General features: G+C 75.7%; 26 protein-coding genes. 23 read left to right on the top strand and 3 right to left on the bottom strand.

The features are described 5' to 3' along the window. The 22 genes from fliF (at position 1) to csrA (ending at position 20,002) form a co-directional block, all read left to right on the top strand. Positions 1-1,629, top strand: coding sequence for a flagellar basal-body MS-ring/collar protein FliF (gene fliF, locus B9L22_RS02220; protein WP_034652806.1), 1,629 nt, complete (start codon positions 1-3; stop codon positions 1,627-1,629). Then, positions 1,626-2,747, top strand: coding sequence for a flagellar motor switch protein FliG (gene fliG / locus B9L22_RS02215; protein WP_086149053.1), 1,122 nt, complete (start codon positions 1,626-1,628; stop codon positions 2,745-2,747). The genes fliF and fliG overlap by 4 nt, the downstream gene beginning before the upstream one ends. Beyond that, positions 2,737-3,387: a FliH/SctL family protein gene (locus tag B9L22_RS02210; RefSeq protein WP_086149052.1), complete on the top strand. Its 651-nt coding sequence runs from the start codon at positions 2,737-2,739 to the stop codon at positions 3,385-3,387. The genes fliG and B9L22_RS02210 overlap by 11 nt, the downstream gene beginning before the upstream one ends. Before the next feature lie 95 nt (positions 3,388-3,482). Then, the gene (locus B9L22_RS02205) at positions 3,483-4,766 is read left to right on the top strand and encodes a FliI/YscN family ATPase (protein ID WP_233139790.1); all 1,284 of its coding nucleotides are present in this window, start codon (positions 3,483-3,485) and stop codon (positions 4,764-4,766) included. Next, positions 4,766-5,200: a flagellar FliJ family protein gene (locus tag B9L22_RS02200; RefSeq protein ID WP_043660553.1), complete on the top strand. Its 435-nt coding sequence runs from the start codon at positions 4,766-4,768 to the stop codon at positions 5,198-5,200. The genes B9L22_RS02205 and B9L22_RS02200 overlap by 1 nt, the downstream gene beginning before the upstream one ends. 2 nt (positions 5,201-5,202) lie before the next feature. Next, a complete protein-coding gene (locus B9L22_RS02195; protein WP_086149050.1) occupies positions 5,203-5,919 on the top strand; it encodes a C40 family peptidase in 717 nt (238 codons plus the stop codon). Positions 5,920-5,930: 11 nt separating this feature from the next. Then, a complete protein-coding gene (locus B9L22_RS20605) occupies positions 5,931-7,499 on the top strand; it encodes a flagellar hook-length control protein FliK (RefSeq protein WP_086149049.1) in 1,569 nt (522 codons plus the stop codon). A gap of 13 nt (positions 7,500-7,512) precedes the next feature. Beyond that, complete coding sequence (locus B9L22_RS02185; RefSeq protein WP_233139604.1) at positions 7,513-8,001, top strand: flagellar hook capping FlgD N-terminal domain-containing protein; 489 nt, start codon at positions 7,513-7,515, stop codon at positions 7,999-8,001. 15 nt (positions 8,002-8,016) lie between these two features. Beyond that, the gene (locus tag B9L22_RS02180; RefSeq protein WP_086149048.1) at positions 8,017-9,198 is read left to right on the top strand and encodes a flagellar hook protein FlgE; all 1,182 of its coding nucleotides are present in this window, start codon (positions 8,017-8,019) and stop codon (positions 9,196-9,198) included. A 217-nt stretch (positions 9,199-9,415) separates the two neighbouring features. Beyond that, positions 9,416-9,727 carry a flagellar FlbD family protein gene (locus B9L22_RS02175; RefSeq protein ID WP_034652796.1) on the top strand — a complete coding sequence of 104 codons (312 nt, stop codon included), beginning with the start codon at positions 9,416-9,418 and terminating at the stop codon, positions 9,725-9,727. Positions 9,728-9,730: 3 nt separating this feature from the next. Next, positions 9,731-10,504, top strand: coding sequence for a motility protein A (locus tag B9L22_RS02170; RefSeq protein ID WP_021483317.1), 774 nt, complete (start codon positions 9,731-9,733; stop codon positions 10,502-10,504). Next, positions 10,504-11,397 carry a flagellar motor protein MotB gene (locus tag B9L22_RS02165; protein ID WP_086149047.1) on the top strand — a complete coding sequence of 298 codons (894 nt, stop codon included), beginning with the start codon at positions 10,504-10,506 and terminating at the stop codon, positions 11,395-11,397. The genes B9L22_RS02170 and B9L22_RS02165 overlap by 1 nt, the downstream gene beginning before the upstream one ends. A 66-nt stretch (positions 11,398-11,463) precedes the next feature. Beyond that, the gene (locus B9L22_RS02160) at positions 11,464-12,363 is read left to right on the top strand and encodes a flagellar motor switch protein FliM (RefSeq protein ID WP_233139603.1); all 900 of its coding nucleotides are present in this window, start codon (positions 11,464-11,466) and stop codon (positions 12,361-12,363) included. 3 nt (positions 12,364-12,366) lie between these two features. After that, entirely contained in the window at positions 12,367-13,071 is a 705-nt protein-coding gene (gene fliN / locus B9L22_RS02155; protein WP_034652790.1) for a flagellar motor switch protein FliN, read from the top strand. A 5-nt stretch (positions 13,072-13,076) separates the two neighbouring features. Next, on the top strand, positions 13,077-13,688 hold the full coding sequence (locus tag B9L22_RS02150) for a flagellar biosynthetic protein FliO (RefSeq protein WP_086149046.1): 612 nt from the start codon (positions 13,077-13,079) through the stop codon (positions 13,686-13,688). Next, positions 13,685-14,527: a flagellar type III secretion system pore protein FliP gene (gene fliP / locus B9L22_RS02145; RefSeq protein WP_076403290.1), complete on the top strand. Its 843-nt coding sequence runs from the start codon at positions 13,685-13,687 to the stop codon at positions 14,525-14,527. The genes B9L22_RS02150 and fliP overlap by 4 nt, the downstream gene beginning before the upstream one ends. A 2-nt stretch (positions 14,528-14,529) precedes the next feature. Beyond that, positions 14,530-14,805, top strand: coding sequence for a flagellar biosynthesis protein FliQ (gene fliQ, locus B9L22_RS02140; RefSeq protein WP_021482560.1), 276 nt, complete (start codon positions 14,530-14,532; stop codon positions 14,803-14,805). A gap of 6 nt (positions 14,806-14,811) precedes the next feature. Beyond that, the gene (locus B9L22_RS02135; protein ID WP_043657044.1) at positions 14,812-15,564 is read left to right on the top strand and encodes a flagellar biosynthetic protein FliR; all 753 of its coding nucleotides are present in this window, start codon (positions 14,812-14,814) and stop codon (positions 15,562-15,564) included. Continuing rightward, on the top strand, positions 15,564-16,697 hold the full coding sequence (locus B9L22_RS02130) for a flagellar biosynthesis protein FlhB (protein ID WP_086149045.1): 1,134 nt from the start codon (positions 15,564-15,566) through the stop codon (positions 16,695-16,697). Before B9L22_RS02135 ends, B9L22_RS02130 begins: the two co-directional genes overlap by 1 nt. A 127-nt stretch (positions 16,698-16,824) precedes the next feature. Beyond that, positions 16,825-18,870 carry a flagellar biosynthesis protein FlhA gene (locus B9L22_RS02125; RefSeq protein ID WP_233139788.1) on the top strand — a complete coding sequence of 682 codons (2,046 nt, stop codon included), beginning with the start codon at positions 16,825-16,827 and terminating at the stop codon, positions 18,868-18,870. Then, positions 18,842-19,693, top strand: a complete 852-nt coding sequence (locus B9L22_RS02120) for a hypothetical protein (RefSeq protein ID WP_143317018.1) — start codon at positions 18,842-18,844, stop codon at positions 19,691-19,693. The genes B9L22_RS02125 and B9L22_RS02120 overlap by 29 nt, the downstream gene beginning before the upstream one ends. Positions 19,694-19,762: 69 nt before the next feature. Further along, entirely contained in the window at positions 19,763-20,002 is a 240-nt protein-coding gene (csrA, locus tag B9L22_RS02115; RefSeq protein WP_086149042.1) for a carbon storage regulator CsrA, read from the top strand. 72 nt (positions 20,003-20,074) lie between these two features. Here csrA and B9L22_RS02110 read toward each other — a convergent pair whose 3' ends face one another. Together B9L22_RS02110 and B9L22_RS02105 are read right to left on the bottom strand one after the other, a co-directional pair. Then, complete coding sequence (locus B9L22_RS02110; protein ID WP_086149041.1) at positions 20,075-21,469, bottom strand: hypothetical protein; 1,395 nt, start codon at positions 21,467-21,469, stop codon at positions 20,075-20,077. 138 nt (positions 21,470-21,607) lie between these two features. After that, entirely contained in the window at positions 21,608-22,558 is a 951-nt protein-coding gene (locus tag B9L22_RS02105) for a hypothetical protein (protein WP_086149040.1), read from the bottom strand. A gap of 283 nt (positions 22,559-22,841) precedes the next feature. Here B9L22_RS02105 and B9L22_RS02100 point away from each other — a divergent pair, with 283 nt between their 5' ends. Beyond that, the gene (locus tag B9L22_RS02100) at positions 22,842-23,456 is read left to right on the top strand and encodes a hypothetical protein (RefSeq protein WP_021483189.1); all 615 of its coding nucleotides are present in this window, start codon (positions 22,842-22,844) and stop codon (positions 23,454-23,456) included. 12 nt (positions 23,457-23,468) lie between these two features. Here B9L22_RS02100 and B9L22_RS02095 read toward each other — a convergent pair whose 3' ends face one another. Beyond that, positions 23,469-26,096, bottom strand: a complete 2,628-nt coding sequence (locus B9L22_RS02095; RefSeq protein ID WP_086149039.1) for a LuxR C-terminal-related transcriptional regulator — start codon at positions 26,094-26,096, stop codon at positions 23,469-23,471. Positions 26,097-26,160: the final 64 nt, after the last annotated feature.

Below are 26,160 nucleotides of genomic sequence, written 5' to 3'. Positions count from 1 at the left end.
ATGCCCGAGAAGATCAGGTCGACGTTCGGCCGCGCGTTCGGCGCCGTCCGCGACTTCACCATCGCCCAGCGCACGCTCGCGCTGCTCGCGCTCGCGATCCTCGTGGTCGGGATCGTCGCGCTCGTGTCGTGGGCGTCGCGCCCCAGCTACACGCCCCTGTTCTCCGGCATGTCGAGCGCGGACGCCGCCGCGATCGTCGACCAGCTCCGCTCGCAGGGCGTGCCCTACGAGCTGACCGACGGCGGCGGCACGGTGCTCGTGCCCGAGGAGCGGGTCTACGAGCAGCGGCTCGCGGCCGCGACGGCCGGCCTGCCCGCCGACGAGTCGACGGGCGGCTACTCGCTGCTCGACGAGATGGGCGTCACGTCGAGCGAGTTCCAGCAGGACGTGACGTACAAGCGCGCGCTCGAGGGCGAGCTCGCCCGCACCCTCTCCGCGATGGACGGCGTCGAGACGGCGACCGTCCAGCTCGCGATCCCCGAGGAGACGGTCTTCGCGGCCGAGCAGGGCACCCCGACCGCGTCGGTGTTCGTCGCTCCCGCCCGGGGCCAGAAGCTCACGACCGAGCAGGTCGAGGCGATGGTCCACCTCGTCTCGGCGTCGATCGACGGCATGGCGCCCACCGACGTCGCGGTCGTCGACGCGCAGGGCGAGGTGCTCTCCGAGGTCGGCGTCGGGGCGCGGTCGTCGGGCGAGCAGGCCGGGCAGTACGAGGAGAAGGTCTCCGGGCAGGTGCAGGCGATGCTCGACCGCGTCGTCGGCGCGGGGAACTCGACCGTCGCCGTCACCGCCCAGATGGACGTGGCGAGCTCCGAGCGGCTCGAGGAGACGTTCCGCACCCCGGAGGGCGGACCCGTCCTCAACGAGTCCACGACGACCGAGGAGTACACCGGCGGGGCCGGGGGTACGGCGGGGGTGCTCGGGCCGGACAACATCGCCGTCCCGGGCGGCGCCGGCGCGGACAGCAGCTACACGTCCGAGGACGCCACGCGCAACAACGCGATCGACAAGGTCACCGAGACCACGACGACGCCCGCCGGCGCGCTGACCCGGCAGGCCGTGTCCGTCGCGCTCGACGCCGAGGTGGCCCGGGGCATGGACACGGCCGCGATCACCGCGATGGTCTCCGCCGCCGCCGGCATCGACGCCGAGCGCGGGGACACCGTCGAGGTCGCGGTCCTGCCGTTCGACACGGGCGCCGCGGAGTCGGCCCAGGCCGCGCTCGCCGCGGCGGAGGAGGCGGCCGCCGCCGAGAGCCGGGCGCAGATGCTGCGCACCGCGGCGGTCGTCGCCGGGGTGCTCATCGCCCTGGTGATCGTGCTCGTGGCCGTACGGCGCGCCCGTCGTCGCCGCGAGCGGCGCGAGACGGTCGACCTCGAGGACCTCCGCATGACGACCCTGCACGAGCTCGACCGCGACGACGAGCACCCGGCGCTCCTGTCCGGCGGCGGTCAGGGCGAGCTCGAGCCCGTGCCCGAGCGGCCGGAGATCCAGCCGCCGACCCCGCGGTTCACGAGCCTCGACCAGCGTCGGGCCGAGATCGACGCGCTCGCGGCGACCGACCCCGACAAGACGGCCGAGTACCTGCGGGTGCTGCTCGCCGAGGACCGGGCGGGGGCGCAGCGATGAGCGTCACGACGGCACCGCCCGAGACGGCGCCCGCGGGCACCGGCGCCGCCGGCCTGGCGGCCGCCCTCGACCCCGCCGCCGCGGCCCTCGCGACCGAGGCGGCGCGCAAGGTCGCCGCGATGAGCGGGGTGCAGAAGGTCGCCCTGGTGCTCATGCAGCTCAGCCAGGAGCGGGCGGCGACGGTCCTGTCGCTGCTCTCCGAGGAGGAGGCCTCCGAGGTCGCCGCCGAGATCATGCGCACCCAGGTGGTGGACGAGGACCTGGCGGTCGCGGCCCTCGACGAGTTCTACGACATGGCGCTGTCCGGCACGCCGCGCCCGCGCGGGGGCAAGGACTTCGCCGTCGGGCTGCTCGAGGCGTCGATGGGCGCCGACCGGGCGGCCGACGTCGTCGAGCGCCTCGTCGCGAGCATGCAGGGCAAGGCGTTCGAGTACCTCGACGGCACCGAGCCGGGACAGATCGTGTCCCTGCTCGACGGCGAGCACCCGCAGACCGTCGCGCTCGTCCTCGCGCACCTCAGCTCGGGCGTCGCGTCCGCGGTGCTCGCCAAGCTGGCCGACGACTACCGCACCGACGTCGCGCAGGCGCTCGCGACCATGGGCACCGCGTCGCCCGACGCGGTGAAGATCGTGTCGGAGCAGTTCCGCACCCGCATGGGCGCGAGCATCACCCCGCGCCAGCCGGTCGAGATCCTCGGCGGCGTCCAGCCGCTCGTCGACATCATCAACCGCTCCGACGGGGCCACCGAGAAGGCGGTCCTCGAAGGGCTCGAGGCCCGCGACCCGCAGCTCGCCGAGGAGGTCCGCTCGCGCATGCTGACCTTCGAGGACATCGCCTCGTTCGAGGCGCGCGACGTGCAGATCATCCTGCGCGGCGTCGAGATGTCGGTGCTCGCGCTCGCCATGAAGGGCACGACCGCCAAGGTCGTCGAGACGATCACGAAGAACATCTCCGAGCGCAACCGGGCGCTGCTGGAGGAGGAGGTCGCCGGGCTGGGCGGGGTGCGCATCAGCCAGGTCGAGGAGGCGCGCGCGGAGATCGTCCGCGTCGTCCGCAACCTCGAGGCCGACGAGAAGATCACGATCCACCGCACGGACGGGGACGAGCTTGTCTACTGACGCCTCCTTCGTGCCGCGGGCCGTGCCGGTCCTGCGCAGCGACCGCGTCGCCGAGGTCGAGGCGGCCGCGTCGGCCCGCGGGTACGCCGCCGGCTACGCGGCCGGGGCCCGCGCGGCCCGCGACGAGGCGGAGCGCCTGCGCGCCGCGCTCGAGGCGGACCATGCCCGGCGCACCGCCGAGCGCGACGAGCGGACCGCGCGCGCGGTCGCCGTCCTGCGCGAGGCCGCCCGGGCGCTCGGCGAGCGGACGGTCCCCGTCGTCGCCGCGGCGCAGGACGCCACGGTCCGGGGCGCGCTCGACCTCGCGGGGTCGGTCCTCGGGTACGAGCTCACCGACCGGCCGGGGGCCGCCCGCGCGGCCCTCGCGCGCGCGACGGCCGTCGCCGACGGCGCGGTCGTCGCCGTCCGGCTGCACCCCGACGACGTGAGCCTGCTGACCGAGGCCGGGGTCGACGACGTCCGCCTCGTCGCGGACGCGTCCCTCGACCGCGGCGACGCCGTCGCGGAGCTCGAGCACGGCTTCCTCGACGCGCGCGTGCGCGCCGCCGTCGACCGGGCGCGGGCCGAGCTGGCGCTGCTCGACGTCGGGCCCGACCTCACGCCCGACGGCGGGCCCGGCGCGTCCGGAGGGTCGTCGTGACGGCCCCGGTCGGCTCGGCCGTCCCGAGCACCCGCACCGCGGCGGGCGCGACCCGCCCGCACTCCCGCCCGCCCGCGCTCGACTCCCTCGTCGCGGTGGCACGGCCCGAGCGGGTCGGCGTCGTGACGTCGGCCGTCGGGCTGAGCCTCGAGGTCGCGGGCCTGAGCTGCGGCATCGGCGACCTCGTCCACGTCGGCGACGGCCCGCACCCCCTCGACGCGGAGGTCGTCGCGACCGCCGAGGGCAGGGCGCGCTGCATGCCGCTCGGCCGGCTCTCCGGCATCCGCGCGGGCGACCCGGTGCGCACGCGCGGCACCGGGGTCCTCGTCCCGACCGGGCGCGGGCTGTTCGGCCGCGTGGTCGACGCGCTCGGCCGCCCCGTGGACGGGCGCGGCCCGCTCGGGCGCGCGCCCCGCGTGCCCGTGGACGCGGACGCGCCCGCCGCGATGGAGCGGGCGCGCATCGACACGCCGCTCCAGACCGGCGTGCGGGTCCTCGACACGCTCACCACGCTCGGCCGGGGGCAGCGCATCGGGCTGTTCGCCGGCTCCGGCGTCGGCAAGTCCTCGCTGCTGTCGATGGTCGCGCGCGGGACCGACGCCGAGGTGTCGGTCATCGCGCTCGTCGGCGAGCGCGGGCGCGAGGTGCGCGAGTTCCTCGAGGACGACCTCGGCCCCGAGGGCCTGGCCCGGTCGGTCGTCGTCGTCGCGACGTCCGACGAGCCCGCGATGATGCGGCGGCGCGCAGCCTTCACGGCGACCCGGATCGCCGAGTCGTTCCGGGAGGCCGGGTCGCACGTCGTCCTCATGATGGACTCCCTCACGCGCGTGTCCATGGCGCAGCGCGAGATCGGGCTGTCCGTGGGGGAGCCCCCCGCGACGCGCGGCTACCCGCCGTCGACGTTCTCCCTCATGGGGAACCTGCTCGAGCGCGCGGGCACCGCGGCGACGGGCTCCGTCACCGGGATCTACACCGTCCTCGTCGACGGCGACGACCACAACGAGCCGATCGCCGACCAGGCGCGCTCGATCCTCGACGGGCACGTGGTGCTCGACCGGTCCATCGCCGTCTCGGGCCACTACCCGGCGGTCGACGCGCTCGCGTCGGTCTCGCGCGTCGCGTCGCGCGTGACCACGCCCGAGCAGCGGTCGGTCGCGCTCACGCTGCGCCGGGTCCTCGCGGCGCGCCGCAAGGCCCAGGACATCCTCGACATCGGGGCGTACAAGAAGGGCACCGACCCCCTCGTCGACGCGAGCCTCGAGCACCAGGGGGCGATCGACGCCTTCCTGCAGCAGGTCATGACCGACAGGACGCCGGCCGAGGAGTCGTGGGCGCGCCTCACGCGGCTCACCCAGGTGCTGGCCGGAGGGGAAGAGTGATGGCGGGGAAGTTCCGGCTCGCGGGCGTGCTGCGCCTGCGTCGCCTCGAGGAGGACGGCGCCAAGGCGGCGCTCGCGGGAGCGCACGCGGACCTCGCGCGCACCGTGGAGGAGGCGGGCGGTCTCGCCGCCTACCTCGACGCCTCGCCCGAGCGCCCGACGACGAGCGCGGCGCTGTCCGGTCTCGCGGCCTCGCGCGCCGCGGCGAGCGCGCTGTTCTCCGTGCTCGAGTCCGAGGAGCGCGTGCGCGCGCACGCCGTGGACGAGGCGCGCGCCGAGCTCGCGCGAGCCCGCGCCGCCGCGCTGGGCCTCGAGAAGCTCGAGGAGCGGCACGACGCCGAGACGGCCCGCGCGGAAGGGCGCGCCGACCAGGCCGCGCTCGACGAGATCGCCTCGGCCGCGCGGCGCACGACGGCCGGGGGGTCGACGACGTGAGCATGACCCAGGCGCTCGCCCGCGTGGGCGAGATCCGCACGGAGATCGTGGCGCTGCACGACGTCGTGACCGCCCCCGGCCGGTCGACGCCGACGTCGTCGTCCACGAGCGCGACCGACTTCGCGTCGGCGCTCTCGGCGCTCTCGGCGCTGCCGACGACGGGCGCGGCGGGCACCGGCTCGAACGTGGTCGGGCGCCTGCTCGGCACGTTGTCCGGGGCGACGGGCGCCGACGAGCTCGCGCGCAGCGCATTGTTCGGGGCGGGGGCGTCGCCGGGCGCTGCGGTGGGGGCGGCCGTCGTGCCCGCGGCCCCTGCGGCGCCCGCCGGCCCGGCGACCGCGCCCGACGGCGCGACCGACGGCGTGGCGGGACGGTCGGTCGTCGAGACGGCGCGCCAGTACCTCGGCGTGCCGTACGTGTGGGGCGGCGAGAGCCTCGGCGAGGGCGGCCTCGACTGCTCGGGCCTCGTCCAGCTCGTGTACTCCGCGCACGGCGTCGACCTGCCGCGCGTCGCGCGCGACCAGATGCGCCAGGGGACCGAGGTCGGCTCGCTCGCCGAGGCGCGACCCGGCGACCTCGTGGTGCAGCGCGGAGGCAAGCACATCGGCATCTACGTGGGCGACGGGCAGATGATCCACGCGCCCAAGCCCGGCCGCACCGTCGAGATCACGGACGTCACCGACGCCTCCGTGACGACCATCCGCCGCGTGATCGGCTGAGGAGGACCACGATGACCCTGACCACGAACGCCCTGGTCGCGGCTCCGGCACCGGCCACGACGGCGCGGCCCCGGGCGGCGTCCGGAGCGTCGGCCGACGCGTTCGGCCGCAGCTTCGACGCCGCGCTCGGCGAGGCGGCCCGCGGCCGCCCCGAGCCCGCACGGCCTCCCGGCGGCGCCCCTGCCGACCGGGCCGTCGACGACGGCGCGACCACCGCCGGGTCCTCGACCGACAGCACCTCGACCGCCGGGCTCTCGACCGACGGGCCCTCGACCGACGGGCCCGCAGCCACCGGGGCCCCCGGCGCCGACTCCTCGGCGGACGGCGCCACCGCCGCGGACGACCAGCCCGCCGGGCCGCCCGTGCCCGTCGGCCTGCCGGGCCTGCCGGTGCTCCCTGACGCGGCGCCCGTCGGTCTCGACGGCGCGCTCGCCGGCACCGCCACGCCCGACGGCGCGGCGCCTGCCGCCGTCGCGGACGACGCGGCGGCCGGCGACGCGCACGGCCCGGCGGGCGCGGCGCCGTCGGACGACGCCACGGCGGCGCCGGACGCGCCCGCCCCGGCCACGGGCGACCGCCCGGGCGCACCCGGCACAGCCTTGGCGGCCGGTACAGCCTCGGCGGTCGGTGCAGCCTCGGCGGCCGGGCCTGGCGAGGCCTGGACGCCGACCGGTGCGCCGTGGTCGTCCGACGCGACGGCGACGGCGGTCGGCCCGGCGACCGTGCCCGCCGCGACGCGGGCGAGCGGTGCTGCCGGAGAGGCCGTCGCCACGGCCGGACCCCTGGCGAGCGCCGGGCCCGGGGCCGGGACGAGCACGACCCCGCCGCCGGGTCCGGTCCCCGCCACGCCGGGTGCGCCGGTCCCCGCCGCGCCGGGTGCGCCGACCGGCCCCGGGGGCGTCGCCGTCGGCCCAGCGCCGGGGGAGGCGGACGGCGTGACGGCCCCGGCCCCGACCGGCCCGGAGGGCACGGCCCTCGCGCCGGACGCCGCGCCGCGGGCCTCCGCGGAGCTCTTCGCCGCCGCCCCCGTCGGGGCCCCCGCCGCACCGGCCGCCGCCGGCGCGCCCGCGGTGACCGCCCCGGCGGCGGCGTCGCACCCGGCACAGCCGCTGCACGCCCAGGTCACCGGGCCCGTCGTCCGGCTCGCCGAGGCGGGTGACGGCGACCACGTGCTCACGCTCTCCGTGACGCCGGAGAACCTCGGGCCCGTGACGGTCCGCGCGCACGTCGCGGGCGGTGACCTGCGCATCGAGCTCTACGCGCCGCACGACACGGGCCGCGAGGCGCTGCGCGCCATCGTCGCCGATCTGCGGCGCGACCTCGCGGGCATCGCGGGCGGGGCGTCGTCGGTCACCGTCGCGGACGCGGGAGCACCGGCCGCGGCTGTGGATGGTCGGGACGGTCGGGACGGCCGCGGTGCCACCGCCGACGGGTCCGGCGCACGTCGCGACCCGCAGGAGCCCGGCGCGCGCGACCACGGCCCGGCCCGCCCGCACCGAGGGGCCACCGAGCCCGAGACCGAGCCGACAGTGGTCGGCAGGACGTACGGCGCCGCCCGGCGCCTCGACGTCCTCGTCTGAGGAGAGGAACCACGTGCCCGTCGAACCCGTGAGCGCGCCGGCGCCGGCATCGATGTATGCCACGAAGAGCGTGCGCGCGCCCAAGCAGGAGTACGACAGCGAGCTCTTCCTCGGGCTCCTCGTGACCCAGCTGCGCAACCAGGACCCGTCCAGCTCCATGGACACCGGCGAGATCGTCTCGCAGACGACGTCGCTCGCCATGATGGAGGCGCTCACGCGGATGACCGGGCTCGTCGAGGAGTCGTTCGCGCTCCAGATGCGCCAGTCGGCCGCCGACCTCCTGGGCAACAAGGTCTCCTACCTCGACGCCGACGGCGTCGAGCACACGGGCACCGCCACCGCGGTGTCGTACCGCGACGCGGTACCCACCGTGACGATCGGCGGGGTGACGGTCGACCTCGACCACGTCTCCGCCGTCACCTCCTCGGTCAGCACGGATGCCACCGGGACCCCGGCAGCCACGGACGGCGCCACCGACGACCACGGCAGCTCCGCCGCCTGACCCGAAAGGACTCTCGTGCTCCGCTCCCTCAACACCGGAATCTCCGGCCTGCGCGCCCACCAGAACATGCTGGACGTCACGGGCAACAACATCGCGAACGTCAACACGACGGGCTTCAAGTCCTCGCGCACCCAGTTCCAGGACACGCTGTCCCAGCTCGTCGCGGCGGGTGTCGCGCCGGACCAGCAGGTCGGCGGCGCGAACCCCGCGCAGATCGGCCTCGGCGTCACGACGGCCGCCATCACGACGCAGTTCACGCAGGGCGCCGCGCAGACCACGGGCGTCCCGACCGACCTCATGATCGACGGCGACGGGTTCTTCGTCGTCGAGCGGGGTGGCCAGGCGTACTACACGCGCAACGGCGGGTTCACGTTCGACGGCGCGGGCCGGCTCGTCAACGCGAGCGGCGACCTCGTCCAGGGCTGGACCGCCACCGACGGCGTGGTGAACACGAGCAGCCCGCTCGGCAACCTCACGATCCCCGTCGGGGACGTCATCCCGCCCCGCGCGACCACGGGCGTGACGTTCGGGGGCAACCTGCCCTCGGACGCCGCGGACGGCACCGAGCTCGTGCGCGACGTCGAGGTCTTCGACGCGGCGGGCCGGGCGAGCAAGCTCTCGCTCGTCTTCACGGCCGCGGGCGGCGGCTGGTCCGTGAGCGCCCGGGACGGCGCGACCGGCGCCACGCTCGCCGGCCCGCAGGCCCTCACGTTCACGGGCGGCGCCCTGACGGGCGGCGGGTCCCTCGCCGTCGGCGGCGTGACGGTCGGCCTCGACGGGCTCACCTCGTACGCGGGGCTGTCGAACGTCGCCGTCGCGAGCAAGGACGGCGGGGCCGCCGGGTCGCTCACGTCGTACTCCGTCTCCGGCGACGGCTCGATCGTCGGCCGCTACTCGAACGGCCGGACCGAGGTCCTCGGCCAGGTCGCGCTCGCGACGTTCACCAACGCCGGCGGGCTCGAGAAGGCGGGCGACTCGCTCTTCGCGGCGACGCAGTACTCGGGCGACCTGCTGGTCGGCGCCGCGGGCGACCCGGGCCTCGGCTCGATCACTGCGGGCGCTCTCGAGATGTCGAACGTCGACCTCTCGCAGGAGTTCACCAACCTCATCGTGTCGCAGCGCGGGTTCCAGGCGAACTCGCGCGTGATCACGACGTCCGACGAGGTGCTCACCGAGCTCGTCAACCTCAAGCGCTGACCCGGGCGCGGTGGGGTGCCTCCCGGCCCGACCGGGAGGCACCCCACCGAACCCCGCACCGAACCCCGCACCGAACCCCGCACCGAACCCCGCACCGAATCCCGCACCGAACCCCGCACCGAACCCCGCACCGGACCCCGCACCGCCTTCCGACCCGCACCTCCGTCCCGAACCCGTCCGCACCTGACCCGGACCCGTCCCACCCGAAGGGAGAGCCGTGATCGTCCTCACGCGCTTCAGCTCCGAGCGCATCGCGATCAACGCGGACCTGGTGGCCCGCGTCGAGACCAACCCGGACACGCGCGTGACGCTCATCGACGGCTCGCGCTACATCGTGACCGAGCCCATGGAGGTCGTGATCCGCCTCGTCGAGGAGCACAAGGCGCGCGTGCTCGCGCTCGCGCGCTCCCTGCCCGCCCCCGCCGAGCGCGCGCCGCTCGAGGTCGTCCGGTCCGCGCCCGACGACGCCCCCGCCCCCGGCGACCGCCCGGTCGCCCTCGCACCCCTGCCCGACACGAGGACGAAGTAGGCCATGGACCCCGCAACCATCATCGGCATCCTCGTCGCGTTCGGCTCGCTCATCGCGATGGTGTACCTCGAGGGGTCGCAGATCACCTCGATCCTGCTCCCGGCACCGATCATCCTCGTCTTCGGGGCGAGCATCTTCGCCGCCGTCGCGTCGGGGACGCTCAAGGACTCGGTCCGGGCCTTCAAGACGCTGCCGCGCGCGTTTACGGGCAAGGCGCCCCGTCCCGCGGAGGCCATCGAGGAGGTGGTCCGGGCCGCGGAGATCGTCCAGAACGACGGCGGCCTGCTCGCCCTCGAGGCCGAGTCCCAGAAGACGGACGACCCGTTCCAGCGCAGCGCGCTGCAGTCGCTCGCCGACGGCTCGGACGCCGAGCAGCTGCGCACCCTGCTCGAGGAGCGGATCGAGACCAAGGCCCGCGAGGACGCCGTCGCGTACGACTTCTTCAACGCGATCGGCGGCTACGCCCCCACGATCGGCATCGTCGGCACCGTCGTCTCGCTGACCCACGTGCTGGAGAACCTGTCCGAGCCCGAGAAGCTCGGCCACATGATCGCCGCGGCGTTCATCGCGACCCTGTGGGGCATCCTCTCCGCCAACTTCATCTGGCTGCCCATCGGCGCGAAGCTCAAGCGCCTGTCCGACCTCGAGATCGAGCGGCTCCACGTCCTCCTGGAGGGCTACATGTCGATCCAGGCGGGCTCGCGCGCCCGGGTCATCGACGAGCGGCTCAAGACGATGGTCCCCGAGTGGTCGTTGCCCGAGGACAAGGCCGCCTGATGGCGCGGCGTCGCAGGGGCGGGCACGGCGGCGGGGGCGGCGGTGGCGGGCACGACACGGGCGGCTCCGGCCGCTGGATGGTGTCGTACATGGACATGGTGACCGTCCTCATGTGCCTGTTCATCGTCCTGTTCGCCATCAGCTCGGTCGACCAGGGCAAGTACCAGGAGCTGAAGTCCTCCCTGGCGGAGGGCTTCGGCAACGTCGAGGACGCCGCGGTCGTCGAGGAGGTCGTCGAGAACCCGGCGGAGGTGCCGGTCGACGTCGAGACGGACCTCGAGCGCGCGCTCGACGAGGTGTCGGACCTCGCGGCGCTGCGCGACGCGATGGCCCGCGACCTCGCCGCGCACGGGCGGTCCGACACGGTCCGGTTCGACATCGACGAGCGCGGGCTGACCGTGCGGCTCGTGTCCGCGGACACGTTCTTCTCGCCCGGGAGCGCGGACCTCACGCAGGAGGCGCGGGCGGTGCTCGACGTCGTGGGCCCGGCGCTCGCGCCGACCGCGCACGAGATCCGCATCGAGGGCAACGCGGACTACACCTCGACCGTGACGTCGGTCTTCCCGTCGAACTGGGAGCTGTCGTCGTCGCGCGCCACCGCCGTGCTGCGCCACCTCGTCGAGCAGGACGGTCTCGCCGAGCACCGGATCGCCGCGGTGGGCTTCGGCTCGGCGCGCCCGCTCGCCGAGGGCACGAGCCCCGAGGCGCTCGCGACGAACCGCCGCGTCGACATCATGGTGCTCTCGTCCGCGCCGGAGGCCGTGCGCGCGCTCATCCCGCAGGTGCTCTCGGGGCAGCTCAGCGCGGCGGACGTCCCGGCCGCGGAGGCGGACGCGCGGGCTCTCGCGCGGGCCGCGGAGACGGCGGGAGAGGCGGGCGCTCCGGGGGAGTGACGCGGCCCGTCGAGCCTGCGCGACGTCGCGCAGGCTCGCGTCGTGCGCGCCCGCATAGGAGCGGTCGTGAGCACGACGACACCCGAGCGGGTCCAGCAGCCCGCACCGAGCCGCAAGGTCGAGGTCTACGACTTCCGCCGCCCGACGACGCTCGTCCGCGAGCACCACCGCATCCTCGAGATGGCGTTCGAGAGCTTCGCGCGCCAGTGGGGCACGCAGCTCACGGCCCGCGTGCGGGTCGTGAGCCAGGTCAACCTCGCCGCGGTCGCGATGCGCACCTACGACGACTACGTCGCCGAGCTGCCCGTGACGACGACGTTCGTCGTGTGCGAGCTCGAGGGGATCGGCCCGCGCGCCGTCCTGCAGTTCCCGCACACGGACGCCCTCACGTGGATCGCCCACATGCTCGGCGCCGGACCGAGCATCCCGGTCGTCGACCGCAAGTTCACCGACGTCGAGCGCACGCTCGTGACGTCGCTGCTCACCGAGACGCTGCGCGACCTGCGCCACTCGATGGGCCGGCTGCTCGAGAACCCGCTGCGGATCGCGTCGATCCAGCACAACTCGCAGTTCGCCCAGGCCGCCCCGACCGCCGAGCTCATGATCGTCGCCGAGTTCGACCTCCGCGTCGGCGAGCGCGCGTGCCGGGCGACCCTCGCCGTGCCGTCGGTCGCGCTGCTGCCGCACCTCGGCGAGGCCAACCCGGCGGACGACCCCGCCGACGCGACCCGGCGCACGCGCCAGCACGTCGCGCGCTCGCTCGTCGACGTCACCGTCGAGCTCACCGGCGCGTCCATGACGCCGACCGAGGTGCTGGACCTCGCCGTCGGCGACGTCGTGCACGTCCCCCACGCCCAGTCCCGCCCGCTCGACGTCATCGTCGACGGCCACGTCCTGGCCCGCGGCGCCGTCGGCTCGTCCGGCTCCCGCCTCGCCTGCCGCATCGTCACCACCGAGGAGAACTGACCCATGAGCACCGCCACCCCGGTCGAGCAGTCCGTCGTCGAGGCCGCGTCCGCCGCCGCCCACGCGCTCGTCGAGCTCGTCCCGACCAGCACCCCGCTGCGCGCGGCCCTGCGCGGCGGCGCCCCCGTCGGCCCGCAGGCCGCACGGGCGGTCGTCGCCTCGTACGTGGGGGACTCCGGCACCGACCTCGCGCTCGCCCTCATCGACCAGGACGCGCTCGCCGACGCCTCCCAGGAGGCGGCGCTCGACGTCACCGACGTCCTGCGCCCCGCCCTGGAGGCCGCGGGGGCGACCACCGGCGTCGGCGTGCTCGGGGAGGTGCGCGTCGCCGACGCGACCGCGCTCTTCGAGGACCCGGAGTCCGTCGTGTTCGAGCTCTCCACGGACGACGGCCCGACGGCGGGCTGGTTCGTCGTGCGCACGCGCCGCGCGCTGCAGAGCCTGCCCGACGAGGCCGTGACCGGCGCCCGGCTCGCCCGCATCTCCAACGTCGAGATGCGCCTCTCCGTGATCGTGGGCCGCACCCGGATGCCGGTGCGGGACGTGCTCAGCCTCGAGCCGGGCGCCGTCGTCGAGCTCGACCGGTCCGCCGGGGCGCCGGCGGACGTGCAGCTCAACGGCCGCACGATCGCCAAGGGCGAGGTCGTGGTCGTCGACGGCGGCGACTACGGGGTGCGCATCACCAAGATCCTCGACGCGGACGACTGACCGGCATGGACGTCACCACCGTGCTGCGCGTCGCCTTCTCGCTGGCGGTCGTGCTCGGGCTCCTGTGGGTCTCGTACCGCGTCGCGAGCAAGACCTCGCGCTCCGCGCCGCGCGGGCGCCAGGAGCAGCTGACCGTGGTCGCGCGCCAGGGGCTGTCGCAGAAGAGCGCCGCGGTCCTGCTCGAGGCCGGGGGTCGGCGATACCTCCTCGGCGTGACGGAGTCGTCCGTGACCGTCATCGACGGCCCGACTCCCGTCCCGTCCGACGTCCCGCCCACCGCGGTCACCGCGGTCACCGCCGCGGACGCGACGCCCGGTGCCCCGACCTCGGACGAGCCGTCGTTCGACGACGCCGTCACCGCGGCACGGCTGTGGCTCGCGCAGCCGCCCGCGAACGGGGACGCCCCGGCGTGGAACGGCGAGCCCGGCTCGGTTCCCGCCGACGTGCCCACCGGCGCGCCCGCGGCCGCGCCCCCGGCCGTCTCGGGGCCTCGGGTCGGGACCCCCGGGACCGCCGTCGTCGTCGCGCCGGCCGCGCCGACGAGCGCCCTGCGCACCTTCCTCGCGCCCGACACGTGGCGCAAGGCCGCGCGGGTCGTGCGAGGAGGTGCCCGGTGACACGCGCCCTCCCGTCGCGCCGCGCGCTGCGCGTCGCGGTGCTCGTCGGGGCGGTCCTGCTCCTCGTCGCGGTCGCGACCGTCCTGCTCGCGCCCCACGCGGGCGCCGCGGTCGTCGACCCGACCGACCCGGCCCCGCCCACCCAGCCGGTCGACCCGCAGGACGGCGGGTCCACGCTCTCGGTGGAGATCAACGGGCCGAACGGCGAGCCGTCGTCGTCCCTCGTGACGCTGGTCGGCATCACGCTGCTGTCGCTCGCGCCGACGCTGCTGCTCATGATGACGTCGTTCACCAAGATCTTCGTCGTCCTCGCCCTGACCCGGAACGCGCTGGGCACCGCCACGGTGCCGCCCAACATGGTTCTCGCCGGGCTCGCGCTGTTCCTCTCGCTGTTCGTCATGTGGCCGGTGTTCGGCGAGATCAACGACGCCGCGGTCCAGCCCTACCTCGACGGCACCACGACCTTCAGCCAGGCGCTCGACGCGGGCGCCGTGCCGCTGCGGGAGTTCATGCTCGCCCACACGCGCGAGGAGGACCTCGCGCTCATGACGCGCGCCGCCGACCTCGAGAACCCGGCGACCCCCGTCGACGTCCCCCTCACGACGCTCGTCCCCGCGTTCGTCATCTCGGAGCTCCGCGCCGCGTTCATCATCGGGTTCGTCGTCTTCGTGCCGTTCCTCGTCATCGACCTCGTCGTCGCCGCGGCCCTCATGAGCATGGGCATGATGATGCTGCCGCCCACGATGATCTCGCTGCCGTTCAAGCTGCTGCTCTTCGTCCTCGTCGACGGGTGGGGTCTCATCACGACGTCGCTCATCGGCTCGTACGGGATGGGTTGACCGTGGAGACCGCCGCCGTCCTCGACGTCGCCACGCAGGCGCTCGTCCTCGCCGCCAAGCTCGCGGCCCCCGTGCTCGTCACGTCGCTCGTCGTGGGGCTCGCCATCTCGATCGTGCAGTCCGTCACGCAGATCCAGGAGATCACGCTGTCGTTCGTCCCCAAGGCGCTCGCGGTCGCCGTCGCGCTCGTCGTGTGCGGCAACTGGATGATCGGCGAGATGGTGACGTTCACGCACGAGATGTTCGACCTCATCCCGTCGCTGCTGAACGGGGGCTGACGTCCCGTGCAGCTCGAGATCGACCTCGCGTGGCTCCAGGCGACGATGCTGGCGGGCGTGCGCATGGCCGCGTTCATGACCATCGCGCCGCCGTTCTCGCACCACGCCATCCCGCGCCAGGTGCGCGCGATCCTCGCGGTGTCGCTCGGGCTCGTGGTCTCCGGTCGTGCCGCCCCCGGGTACGAGGCGACCGGCACCGCGACGTTCCTCGCGCACCTCGTCGCCGAGGCGGTCACGGGCGCGATGCTCGGGACGCTCGTCATGGTCGTCTTCTCGGCGATCACCGCCGCCGGCGCCCACCTCGACCTGTTCGGCGGGTTCTCGCTCGGCATGGCGTACGACCCCCAGACGAACGTCAACGGGTCGCAGTTCACGCGCCTCTTCGCGCTCCTCGCGGTCGTGCTCATGTTCGTCTCCGACGCGTACCAGCTGATGGTGCTCGGCCTCGCCCGCTCGTACGAGGCCGTCCCGGTGGGCGGCCTGGCCGGCGTCCCGGCGGCGTCGTTCGTCGAGGCCCTCACCGGCTCTTTCGTGGCGGGGCTGCAGATCGCCGGGCCGATCGTCGTCGTGCTCTTCCTGGCCGACGCCGGGCTCGGCCTCGTCAACCGGGTCGCCCCCGCGCTCAACGCGTTCGCGATGGGCTTCCCGCTGAAGATCTTCCTCACGCTCGCGCTCGTCGGGACCGTGCTCGTCGCGCTGCCGCACGTCGTCTCGGTGCTCACGGCCGAGGCCGTCGAGCGCATGGGCGGGGTGGGCTGATGGCCGACTCCACCGAGGAGAAGACCGAGCAGGCCTCCGACCGGAAGATGAAGGAGGTCCGGTCCAAGGGCCAGCTCGGCAAGTCCCAGGACCTCACGGCCTGGGTCGGGGTCGGCATCGCCGGCGCGGTGATCCCGCTGACCGTGAGCGCCGCGGCGCGGGCCGCGACCGACCAGGTGCTGTCGCTGCGCACCGTGATCGAGAACCCCGAGCCCGCGGTCGCGCTCCGGCTCGCGCAGGACGCGCTCGGTTCCGTGGTGCCGACCATGCTGCCGCTCCTCGGGGCGATCGCCGTCGCCGTGCTGCTCGCGTCGGTCGCGCAGGGCGGCCTGCACCTGAAGCGGCTGAGGCCCGAGGCCGACCAGTTCAACCCGATGAGCGGGCTCAAGCGGATGTTCGGGGCGCAGGCGCTGTGGAACGGCGCCAAGGCCCTGCTCAAGACGACGGTCGTCGGCGTCGTGCTCTACGCGGTCGTCCAGTCCCTCATGCCGGTCCTCCTGGCCGCGGGCGGCCTACCGATCGCCTCGCTGCTCGAGGCGGCGGGCTCCGGCGTGCGCTCGCTCCTGGTCTGGGCGACGGCGGCGGGCCTCACGCTCGCGCTGTTCGACGTGCTCGTCGTGGCGCGACGCAACCGCAAGAAGACGCGCATGACCAAGAAGGAGCTCAAGGACGAGAACAAGAGCACCGACGGCGACCCGCTCGTGAAGTCGCAGCGCCGGTCGATGGCGCGCTCGATGACGCGCAACCGCATGATCGCCGCCGTGGCCGACGCGGACGTCGTCGTCGTCAACCCGACCCACGTCGCCGTCGCGCTGCGGTACGAGCCCGGGCGCTCCGCGCCGCGCGTCGTCGCGAAGGGCGCCGACCACGTCGCCGCCCGCATCCGCGAGAAGGCCGAGGAGTCGCGGGTGCCGATGGTCCGCGACGTCCCGCTCGCGCGCGCCCTGCACCGGGCGTGCGACGTCGGGCAGGAGGTGCCCGTCGAGCTCTACATGGCCGTCGCGCGCGTCCTCGCGTTCGTCATGGCGCTCACGCGCCGCGGCGCGGCGGCCTCGTCCGTCCCGCACCGCATGGCCCGCCCCGCGATCGCACCGGGCGAGTGGCCCGCCGCCGACGACGCGCGGGCCGCATGACCCCGCCCGGCGCAGCCGTCGGCGCGCGCTGCGGCGGACACGACCTGCATAGGACGTCGCGTCAGCAGCCGCCGACGCCCCGGACCCGGAAGGACCAGCGTTCCGCGTGAAGAACCGATCCCTCGCCATGATCGCCGTGCCGCTCGGCGTCGTCGGCATCGTCCTGCTGCTCGTCGTGCCGATCCCCGCAGCCCTGCTCGACGTGCTCATCATCGTCAACATCCTGCTGTCGCTCGTGATCCTGCTGACGTCGATGTTCGTCAAGAAGCCGCTCGACTTCTCGGTGTTCCCGTCGCTGCTGCTCGTCGCGACGCTGTTCCGGCTGGGCCTCAACGTCGCCTCGACGCGGCTCGTGCTCGGGGACGGCTACGCGGGCGAGGTCATCGGCGCGTTCGGCCACATCGTCGTCGACGGGAACCTCGTCATCGGCATGGTCGTGTTCCTCATCCTCGTCGTCATCCAGTTCCTCGTGATCACCAAGGGCGCCGAGCGCGTGGCCGAGGTCGGGGCGCGCTTCACGCTCGACGCGATGCCGGGCAAGCAGATGGCGATCGACGCCGACCTCAACGCGGGGCTCATCAGCGAGCAGGACGCGCGGGCCCGCCGCGCCGAGATCTCCGCGGAGTCCGACTTCTACGGGGCGATGGACGGCGCGTCGAAGTTCGTCAAGGGCGACGCCATCGCGGGCATCGTCATCACGCTCATCAACCTGCTGGGCGGCATCGTGATCGGCGTCGTCATGCACGGCATGCCGGCCATGGAGGCCGTCGACACGTACTCCATCCTCACGGTGGGCGACGGGCTGGTCACCCAGGTCCCCGCGCTGCTCATGGCGGTCGCCACCGGCATGATCGTCACGCGCTCGAACTCCGGCGAGGGCGACGTGGGCTCGCAGGCGTCGAGCCAGCTCGTCCAGTCGCGGCAGGCGCTCGCCATCGCGGGCGTCGCGGCGCTCGCCATGGCGCTCATCGAGGGCATGCCGAAGCTGCCGTTCCTCGTGCTCGGGGTGGGCCTGATCATCGCGGCCCAGCAGATCAAGGCGAGCCAGCGGCGGGCCGAGGTGGCGCGCGCCGCGGCCGAGCAGATCGAGAAGGAGACCACGCGCAGCGACGGCACCGAGGACCTCCTCGAGCAGATGCGCGTGCACGCGCTCGAGATCCTGCTCGCGCCCGACCTCGTCGACCTGGTCACCGGCGCGCACGACGACCTGCTCGGACGGGTCCGCGCGCTGCGGCGCAAGATCGCGACCGACCTCGGGGTCGTCGTGCCCCCCGTCCGCACGCGCGACTCCCTGGAGCTCCCGGCGTCGACCTACGCGGTGCGGATCGCCGGCGTCGAGGCCGGTCGCGGCCAGGCGCCGGCCGGCAAGGTCCTCGCGCTCGGCGACGACCTCGCCGCGCTGCCCGGGCTGGCGACCGTCGACCCGGTGTTCGGCATGGACGGCAAGTGGGTCCCGGTGGAGATGCGGCACAGCGCCGAGATGGCGGGCGCCACGGTGATCGACCGGGTCTCCGTGCTCGTCACGCACCTGTCCGCCCTCATCGCCGCGAACGCGGCGCGGCTGCTGTCCCGCGAGGACGTGCGCGTGCTCACCGACGAGGTCAAGCGGACCAACCCGTCGGCCGTCGACGAGCTCACGCCGGCCCTGCTGTCGCTCGCGGAGGTCCAGCGCGTCCTGCAGGGGCTGCTCGAGGAGCAGGTCGCCGTCAACGACCTGCCCCGGATCTACGAGGCGCTCGCGCTCGCCGCCAAGCGCTCGACCGACCCCGAGCACCTCGTCGAGGCGGCGCGCGCGGCGCTCGGACCGGCGATCCCGGCCCGGCACACGGTCGCGGGCACGATCCGGGTCGTGACGATCGCCCCCGCCCTGGAGCAGGCGATGCTCGCGGGCCGCCAGCCCGGCGGCGACCAGGGCACCGCGATCGTCGTCGACCCGGCGCGCCTCGACGCCTTCCGCTCGTCCGTGGGCGAGCGCGTGCAGGCGGCCCGGGCCACCGGCGAGGACGTCGTCCTCGTGTGCGCGCCGTCGCTGCGCGCGGCGGTCCGGCGCCTCGTCGCGACGCAGGTGCCCGACCTCGCCGTGCTGTCGTACACCGAGGTGACGGCGGGCAACGCGCTCATCGAGACGGTCGGGGTGGTGAACGATGCCCCGGCGATTGCGGCTCGAGGGTGAGTCCCTCGACGCCGTGCTCGCCCAGGCACGGCGCCTGCACGGCCCGGACGCGCGGATCGTCTCCGCCGAGCGGGTCATCACGGGCGGCTTCAAGGGGCTCTTCGGGCGGCAGCACTACGAGGCGGTCGTCGAGGTGGGCGACGCGCCGCCCCGGACCGCCGTCGGGCCGGTCCGGTTCCCCGCGGCCCGCCGGGCGGGCATCGCGGCGTTGCTCGACGACGCCGACGAGGGCGACGCGCTGCGCCCGGCGCCGTCGGCCGCGGTCGAGGTCTCGACCCGCGGCGACGACTTCGCGGCGCTGCTCGACGAGCTCGTGGCCGAGACGGCGGAGCCGCCGCCCGCGGCCGTCACCGCCCCGCCCGCGCCCGTGTCGCCGCTGCCGCGCGCGGCGCCGGGCGACCTCGTGGCGCTCGTCGGGCTGGCCGCGGACGTCGTCCCGGCGGCCCGCGCGCTGGCGCAGCGGCAGGGCCTGCTCACGGCCTGCGCGGGCAGCGCGACCGACGGCGACACGGTGCGCGTCGACGACCGGCGCGCGGCGACCGAGGCGCGCGCCCGCGGGGTTCGTGCGGCCCGCGCCACGGTCGTGGCCGTCGGGGTGCGCGTGGACGCGGTCGGGGTGGCGCGGGTCCTCGACGAGCTGGGCGCCGAGCAGGTCGCGGTGGTGGTCGACGCCTCGCGCAAGCCCGCGGACACCGAGCGCTGGGTCGCCGAGGTGCAGCGCCTCGTGCTGGTCCGCGCCATGGTCGTGGTCGGGCGCGAGCTGACGACGACGCCCGACTCCGTGCTCGCGCTCGGGCTCCCCGAGCTGCGGCCCGCAGGCTGACCCGGGCCGCGCCCGCATAGGTCCTCCGAACGGTCAGGATGACACGCGGGACGTCAGGAGGACGTGGCGATGCTGGTGCTGGGACGCAAGGTGGGAGAACGGATCCTCGTCGGCGACGACGTCGTGGTCACGGTCGTGTCGGTGGGCCGGGACGGGGTGCGCGTCGGGATCGACGCGCCCCGCGAGGTGCGGGTCCACCGTGCCGAGATCGTCGACCAGGTCGCCGCGGACAACCGGGCCGCCGCGCTCGGGGCGCCCGGGAGCGAGGCGCGCGCCCGCGCGCTGCTGGGGCTCGACGCGGGCTCCTGACGCGCCGCACGGGGCCCGCGACGGCGGAGAGCAGCCGTCGGGGGCCCGTCCCGCTGGGAGGCCCGCCGAGCGCTACCCGCGGCCCCCGCGCCCGTCGCGGCCGCCGCCGTGGCCGCGGTCCTGCCGGCCCGCGTCCTTGTCGGTGCGCCGGTCGTCGCGGGTCTGCGGCTGCGGCTTCGCCGTCCCCGGCCGGGACGAGCCGCGCGCCTCGTCGGACCGCGGTGCGGGACGGTCGGGCTTCGGCTGAGCCGGGCGCGTGACGGGCGGCCCCGGTCGCGCGGGCACGGGCGTCGGTGCGGGACGAACGGCCGGCGCGGGCTTCGGCGGGGGCTTCGGCGACGGCTTCGCCGCAGCCGGGGGTGCGGGCTGGGGCGTGGCAGCCGGTGCGGGTGCCGGCGCCGCTCCCGAGGCGGGGGCGGGAGCCGGCGCGGGCGTCTCCGGGACGGCCGCGCCCGGTGCGGCCGGCACGACCACGGGCAGCGGCTCGACCACGGGCTCGGCGGCGGGCGCGTCGGCGGGCGCGTCGACGGCGTCGTCCACCCGCGGACCGACCGGCTCGTCCGCCGGCTCGTCGACGAGCTCGACGGCGGGTGCCGTCGACGGCGCCAGGCCCGTCAGCACCGGGGAGGACAGGTCGAGGCGGACGGACGCGGCGCCGGCGCCGTCGAGCGGCGCCCACGCGGTCGAGCCGGTCCCCGGGGTCCTGCCCAGGAGCACCTGCTCGGGCCGTGCCGAGACGCCCGGGCCACCACCGCCCTCGTCCTGCGCGGGCGCGACGACGACCCCGAAGGCGAGCGTCGCGGCCGAGAGCACCGCGGCGGCGCCCCAGCGCACGGGACGGCCCGGGCCGCTGGAGCGCGTGCGTCCCCGCACCCCGGGCACGCGGCGACGCTCCCGGCGTGCGGGGGTGCGCACCGGCGAGACCGTCGCTGCCGACCGGGACGTCGGGAGCGGGCGCGAGGCGGTGGCCTCGTCCAGCGGGTGCGGCGTGGGCGGAAGCCCCGCCGCCACGGCGCCCGTGCGGACGACCTCCCGCGGCGCGGGACTACGGTCCACGACGCCGGCGGCCTCGCGGAGCAGCAGCAGGGCGGCGCGGTCGGCCGCGAGGCGGTGGCGGTACGGCGGGACGGCGACCGCGCCCTCCGCGGCCAGCGCGCGCACGGCGCGGAGGGCCTCGAAGCGCACGGTGGGCGACCAGGCGCGACCCTCGAGCGGACGGCGACCGGCGACGAGGTCGTCGAGCACGGCGCGCTGGGCGTCGGTCACCGCCCGCAGCGCGGCGACCTGGTCCGTCCCCGAGACCCCCGCGGCGCGCACGTGCCGCCGGGCGTCGCGCGCGAGCCCGACGGCGTGCGCGGCGACGAGGCCGGCCACCGCGCGCTCGCGCTCGCCCTCCGGCACCGTCGCGGCGACGACGCGTGCGTCCTCGACGACCGAGCGTCGAGACCCGGGTCCCTCGTCAGACATGTCCTGCTGCCCCCGTGCTCCTGCGCCCGCCCTGCGGCCGCCCCCTGGTCCCCGTGCGCGCCACGGTGCGGTTCTCCTGCTCGCCGCGGTACGCCGCGGGCCTCCCGGCAGGTGCGGGTCGTGGAGCGACGCTCGCGCTCACACGCTGTCCACGGCGTCGAGGACGATGCCGATGTCCCGGAGGTGCTGCGCCGCCAGCACCCGGACCCGGTCGATGTGGGCGACGGTCCGGTGCCGGGGCAGACCCAGCGTCCGGGCGATCCACACGACCGTGTCGTGGCCCGGGAGCGGGCCGCCGCCCCCGTACGCCTCGGACATCCAGAGCGCCGCGACCCGTCCGCGGACCGGGTCCTCCGCGTGCGCCGCGTCGACGACGGAGCGGACGAGCGCCGGGACCTCGACCGCGTGCAGCACGCAGTCCGCGTGCGCGTCCGTCGTGCGCGCGGAGTCGAGGGCCTCGTCGAACGACAGCGCGCCGCGCAGCACGAGCTCGTCGGCCTCCGTCACGACCATGCCCTGCCGGACGACGTCGGCCCGGTGGGCGCCGAGGCGCTCGTTCGTGGCGCGGACGGCCTCCTCGACCGAGGGCGCCGCGCCGCGCAGCGCGGCGAGCTCCGACCGCGTGCGCGCGAGCTCGCGGCGGCGACGCTGCGCGGCCACCATGCCCGACGCCGGCGCGGTCGCGTGGTCGAGGAACGAGCGCACCCGGGGCCGGGCCGTGTAGACGACGATGGCGAGGAACGAGCGCATGCTGCGCAGGTACGCCGGGTCGCGCCGGGACCGCTCGAGCATCTCCCAGGCGGTCTCCACGACGATCGCCGCGACGTCGTCGAGGTGCTGGGCCGCGGGCACCGAGTTGGTGCGGCACAGGCGCGCCGCGATCCGGCGCCACTGCGTCGCGTGGGCGGCGAGGAGGGCCGAGACCTCGGCGCGGTACCGGTCGTCGTCCTCGATCGCGACGACGCGGGCGACCTCGTCCCGGAGCGACCCGGGGTCGTCGTCCTCCTGCGGGCCCTCGTCGACGGCGCGCACGGGACGCGCGTCGCGCACCCGCTGCGGGCGCGGGTCGAGCAGGGTCCGGTCGGTCACGGTCCAAGCATGCGGACCCGGAGGGGCTCCTGGCGCGCGGGACACCGTCTTTCACACCGGACTTCACCCTCACGTGCCCCGGGCAGCGGGTGATCTCCGCACGCTTCGCCCGCCGCGGGTGTTTCGCGGACGTCGCCACGGTGGGATGCTGTCCTCGGCGACGGGCTCGCCGGCTGGACAGGGCAGGACGAGATCAGGAGGTGGACCGGGTGCACGCAGCGTCCTGCGCTTCGACGGCGTCGCCGTGCCGGGCCGCCGACGCCCCGGGCGGGGTGGTGTCGCGGTGACCCCGGAGGAGGACGGCGCCGGCGCGCCGTGGGACGACACGACCTGGGCCATCTGGGCCGTGGGCCTCGTGGAGCCGCTCATCGACCCCGACGACCGGCTCGCGACCATGGCCGCGATGCGCGCGCAGGCGAAGGCGCACCCGCTGCGCGCCGTGACGCTCCTCGCCGGCGCCCTCACCGACCTCCTGGACTCGTTGCCCGACGACGACCCGTGGCGCCACCTGGACCCCGCGACGTTCGGCACGTACCGGGACGGCCTGGACCTGGTCCCGTCGGAGGCCGTCGTGATCGCCGAGGACATCGGCCTCGCGGCGCTCGCCCGGCCGCTCGGGCACGGCGGGGCGCGGGTCATGAGCGAGGCGCAGCACGGCTGGGAGAACGCCGCGCACGCGGCGAACGAGCTCGAGGACCCGGTGCGCACGCTCACGCGCGCCGTGGCGTGGGCCGCCTGGCGCCGCCGCGTGTACGTGGGCGAGGACAGCTACCCCGTCCTCGTGGTCTTCTCGTGGCTGCCGCGCGCCGCGCTCATCGCCGCGGGCCGCGAGATCGACGACGACCTCGCGCGCGCAGAGATGCGCGCGTCCGCGAAGATCGTCGACGACCTCGTCTGACCGTCCCGGGCCTCAGCGCCCGTCGGTGCCGCTCGCGGGCAGGGGACGCTGGGCCGGGAGCAGTCCCAGCTCGATCCCGCGGGCGAGGGCGTCCTCGCGCCGGCGCACGCCGAGCTTCCGGTAGATCGAGCGGAGCTGGCTCTTGACCGTGTTCACGGACACGGTGAGGCTCCGCGAGATGTCGACCGCGGTCGCGTGCCGCATGAGGGTGTCGAGGACGACGACCTCGCGGTCGGACAGGGGCTGGGGGAGGTCGGCCGTCGCGGCGAAGAGCTCCGGCACGGGTTCCGCGTCCCCGATGAGGCGCTGCGCCGTCTGGTCCTTGCTCCGCGCCGCGAGCTCGACCAGCGTGAGGAGGTCGTGCCGGGCGGGGAGCGCGAGGGCGAACCGCAGCCGCCGGTCCTCCGCGACGCCGGCCAGCTTGTCCAGGGCGTCGCGCGCCTGCGTCTCCTCCTCCGCGTGCGTGAGCGCGGCGGCGAGCAGGACGGCGTGCGCGGCCCGCAGGCGCGGCGCGGCGGTCCGCGGCGGCGTGTGCGCGACGAGCACGTCCCGCGCGGTGGACCACCGGCCGGTGAGCAGCGCCGCGTGGGCCCGCAGCAGCCAGGTGAGCGACGACGTCGCCGGGGCGACCTTGAGCCAGGAGTGCACCGCGCCGACCTGGCCGCGCGCGAGCCCGAGCAGGCCGCTCACGTAGTCGAGGTGGTCGATGTCGCCCGCGGAGATGCGTCGGCGGCCGCGCTCGGACTCGATGTAGCGGCGCAGCCGCTCGATGCCCAGGGCCGGCTCGAAGGACACCAGGTCGACGTACGCCTGGACCGTGGCGACGACCGGGCGGGTCTCGAGCGTCGCGAGGTGCGGTCGCAGCACGTCGAGGTGGGCCTGGGCGCCGCGGGCGTCGAAGCGCTCGAGGCACACGATCGCGCGGGCGATGCGGTACAGGTGGTCGTCGCGCCCCGCGCGGACCTCGGCGTGGGGCGACGCCTCGATGACCTCGAGGTCGCGCACGGCCTCCGGCAGGTCCCCGCGGAGCGCGAGCACGAGCGCACGCAGCGACAGGCCGTAGAGCGTGCGCGGGTCGACGGCGGGGGAGCCGCCGAGGTCCTCGAGCGTGGCGAGCGCCTCGTCGTCCGCGCCCGCCCGTGCGAACGACATCGCGACCTCGGCGCGGAGCCGGGGCAGCTCGCGGACGAGCTCGCGGCGCTCGTCCACACCCAGCTCGTCGAGCGTCTGCCGAGCCCGGCGCGCCGGCTCGAGCGCGCGCTGCGTCGCGTTCGTCGAGCGCAGCGCGACGCTCTCGAGCACGTCCAGGACGACGCGTTCCGTCGTCGAGGTCGTCCTCGCCCGGGGGCGCAGGGCGGCCAGCGTCAGCTGGTACGTCTCGATCGCCTCGGTCCGCTCCCCGGGGACGCTGTCGTGGTGGATCGCGAGGGCCCCGGCGAGCAGCGGCCAGCGCCGCAGGTCCGTCTGCGGGAGGCTCTTGAGGACGTCGAGGCGAGGCAGCGCCTGCGGCTCGAGCAGCTCGCCCCAGTACCGCGAGACGGCCGAGGACGCGAGCGCGAGGTCGCCCGCGCCGACCGCGTGCCGCAGCGCCTCGACGGGATAGCCGTTCGTCAGGTACCAGCGCGCGGCGGCGAGCTGGGCGAGCCCCCACTCGTCCGGGTGCTCCTTGCAGACGCGCTCCGCCACGAACGTCCGCACCACCGGGAACAGGACGAAGACCCGGCCCGCGGGACGTCGCTCCCACGCGCCCAGCCCGCGCTCCTCGAGCATCCACAGCAGCTGCGGCGCCGCGGGCTCCCGCGTCAGCGCCACGGCGAGGTCGGCGGTGAGGACGTCCGCGACCGCGCACCGCCGCAGGACCTGCTCGAGCCGAGGGCGCTCGGTGCCCTCGAGCTGCTTCTCGAGCGCGGCCCGCAGCAGCTCGTCGGCGACCTGGACGTGCGCCGGTGTCCCGTGGGAACCGGCCATCTCCGCGGCGAGCATCGCGACCCGCAGGTACAGCGGCTGGCCGCCGGTGAGGACGTGCGCCTCCGCGGGGTCGAGGTCCACGCCCGCCTGGCGCAGCATGCGGGCCGTCTCGTCCCGGGTCAGCGGCAGCTGGTCCGCCGTGATGACGGTCCGGTCGAGCTCGAGCCCGACCGAGGCGGCCTCCAGGGGGGAGACCGTGCTCGTGGCCACGGCCACGGAGAGGTTCGGGCACAGGCGCAGCAGGTCGAGGACGTCGTCGTGGACCGCGGCGTCCGTGACGTCCTGGTAGTCGTCGATGACGACCACGACCTCTCCGGGCACCGCGAGGAACGCGTCGGCCAGGCGGCCGGGCACGTCCTCGGGGGCGAGCTCCGCCGGCCCCAGCGCGGCCTCGAACGCCTCGAGCCCGGCCCGCGCGGCACGTCGCGCGACCGCGCGCCAGAGGTCCGTCCGGGACATCTCCGGGATGACGGACAGCCAGAGACCCGGCGTGGCCCGGCGTCGGGACCACTCGGCGAGGAGGGAGGTCTTGCCCGCACCCGCCGGGCCGCGGACCACGCGGAGCGCGGCGTCCACCTCGAGCCGGTCGAGCAGGCGCTCGCGGACGAGCTCGGTGTGCGGGGGGCGTGGCGCCCCGTACAGACGGAACGTCGTCGTGTCCGTCACCGACATGCTGCCTCCGTGCTTCCCCCGCTCCACGGGCGGGCGGACGGACGGCGGCGAACCGCGTCCGGCC

Origin of the sequence: Cellulosimicrobium sp. KWT-B (assembly GCF_002127155.1) — a bacterium.
In the GTDB taxonomy this organism is placed as follows: domain Bacteria; phylum Actinomycetota; class Actinomycetes; order Actinomycetales; family Cellulomonadaceae; genus Cellulosimicrobium; species Cellulosimicrobium funkei.
Note: the sequence above shows the minus strand (reverse complement) of the source record. Positions and strands in the feature narration are given on the sequence as shown.

Bases quoted from the DNA above. Each gene is read 5' to 3' on its own strand.
- fliF (WP_034652806.1), top strand. From the start codon at position 1: ATGCCCGAGAAGATCAGGTCGACGTTCGGCCGCGCGTTCGGCGCCGTC.
- fliG (WP_086149053.1), top strand. From the start codon at position 1,626: ATGAGCGTCACGACGGCACCGCCCGAGACGGCGCCCGCGGGCACCGGC.
- B9L22_RS02200 (WP_043660553.1), top strand. From the start codon at position 4,766: ATGGCGGGGAAGTTCCGGCTCGCGGGCGTGCTGCGCCTGCGTCGCCTC.
- B9L22_RS02195 (WP_086149050.1), top strand. From the start codon at position 5,203: ATGACCCAGGCGCTCGCCCGCGTGGGCGAGATCCGCACGGAGATCGTG.
- B9L22_RS20605 (WP_086149049.1), top strand. From the start codon at position 5,931: ATGACCCTGACCACGAACGCCCTGGTCGCGGCTCCGGCACCGGCCACG.
- B9L22_RS02170 (WP_021483317.1), top strand. From the start codon at position 9,731: ATGGACCCCGCAACCATCATCGGCATCCTCGTCGCGTTCGGCTCGCTC.
- B9L22_RS02165 (WP_086149047.1), top strand. From the start codon at position 10,504: ATGGCGCGGCGTCGCAGGGGCGGGCACGGCGGCGGGGGCGGCGGTGGC.
- fliN (WP_034652790.1), top strand. From the start codon at position 12,367: ATGAGCACCGCCACCCCGGTCGAGCAGTCCGTCGTCGAGGCCGCGTCC.
- B9L22_RS02150 (WP_086149046.1), top strand. From the start codon at position 13,077: ATGGACGTCACCACCGTGCTGCGCGTCGCCTTCTCGCTGGCGGTCGTG.
- B9L22_RS02130 (WP_086149045.1), top strand. From the start codon at position 15,564: ATGGCCGACTCCACCGAGGAGAAGACCGAGCAGGCCTCCGACCGGAAG.
- B9L22_RS02125 (WP_233139788.1), top strand. From the start codon at position 16,825: ATGATCGCCGTGCCGCTCGGCGTCGTCGGCATCGTCCTGCTGCTCGTC.
- B9L22_RS02120 (WP_143317018.1), top strand. From the start codon at position 18,842: ATGCCCCGGCGATTGCGGCTCGAGGGTGAGTCCCTCGACGCCGTGCTC.
- csrA (WP_086149042.1), top strand. From the start codon at position 19,763: ATGCTGGTGCTGGGACGCAAGGTGGGAGAACGGATCCTCGTCGGCGAC.
- B9L22_RS02110 (WP_086149041.1), bottom strand. From the start codon at position 21,469: ATGTCTGACGAGGGACCCGGGTCTCGACGCTCGGTCGTCGAGGACGCA.
- B9L22_RS02095 (WP_086149039.1), bottom strand. From the start codon at position 26,096: ATGTCGGTGACGGACACGACGACGTTCCGTCTGTACGGGGCGCCACGC.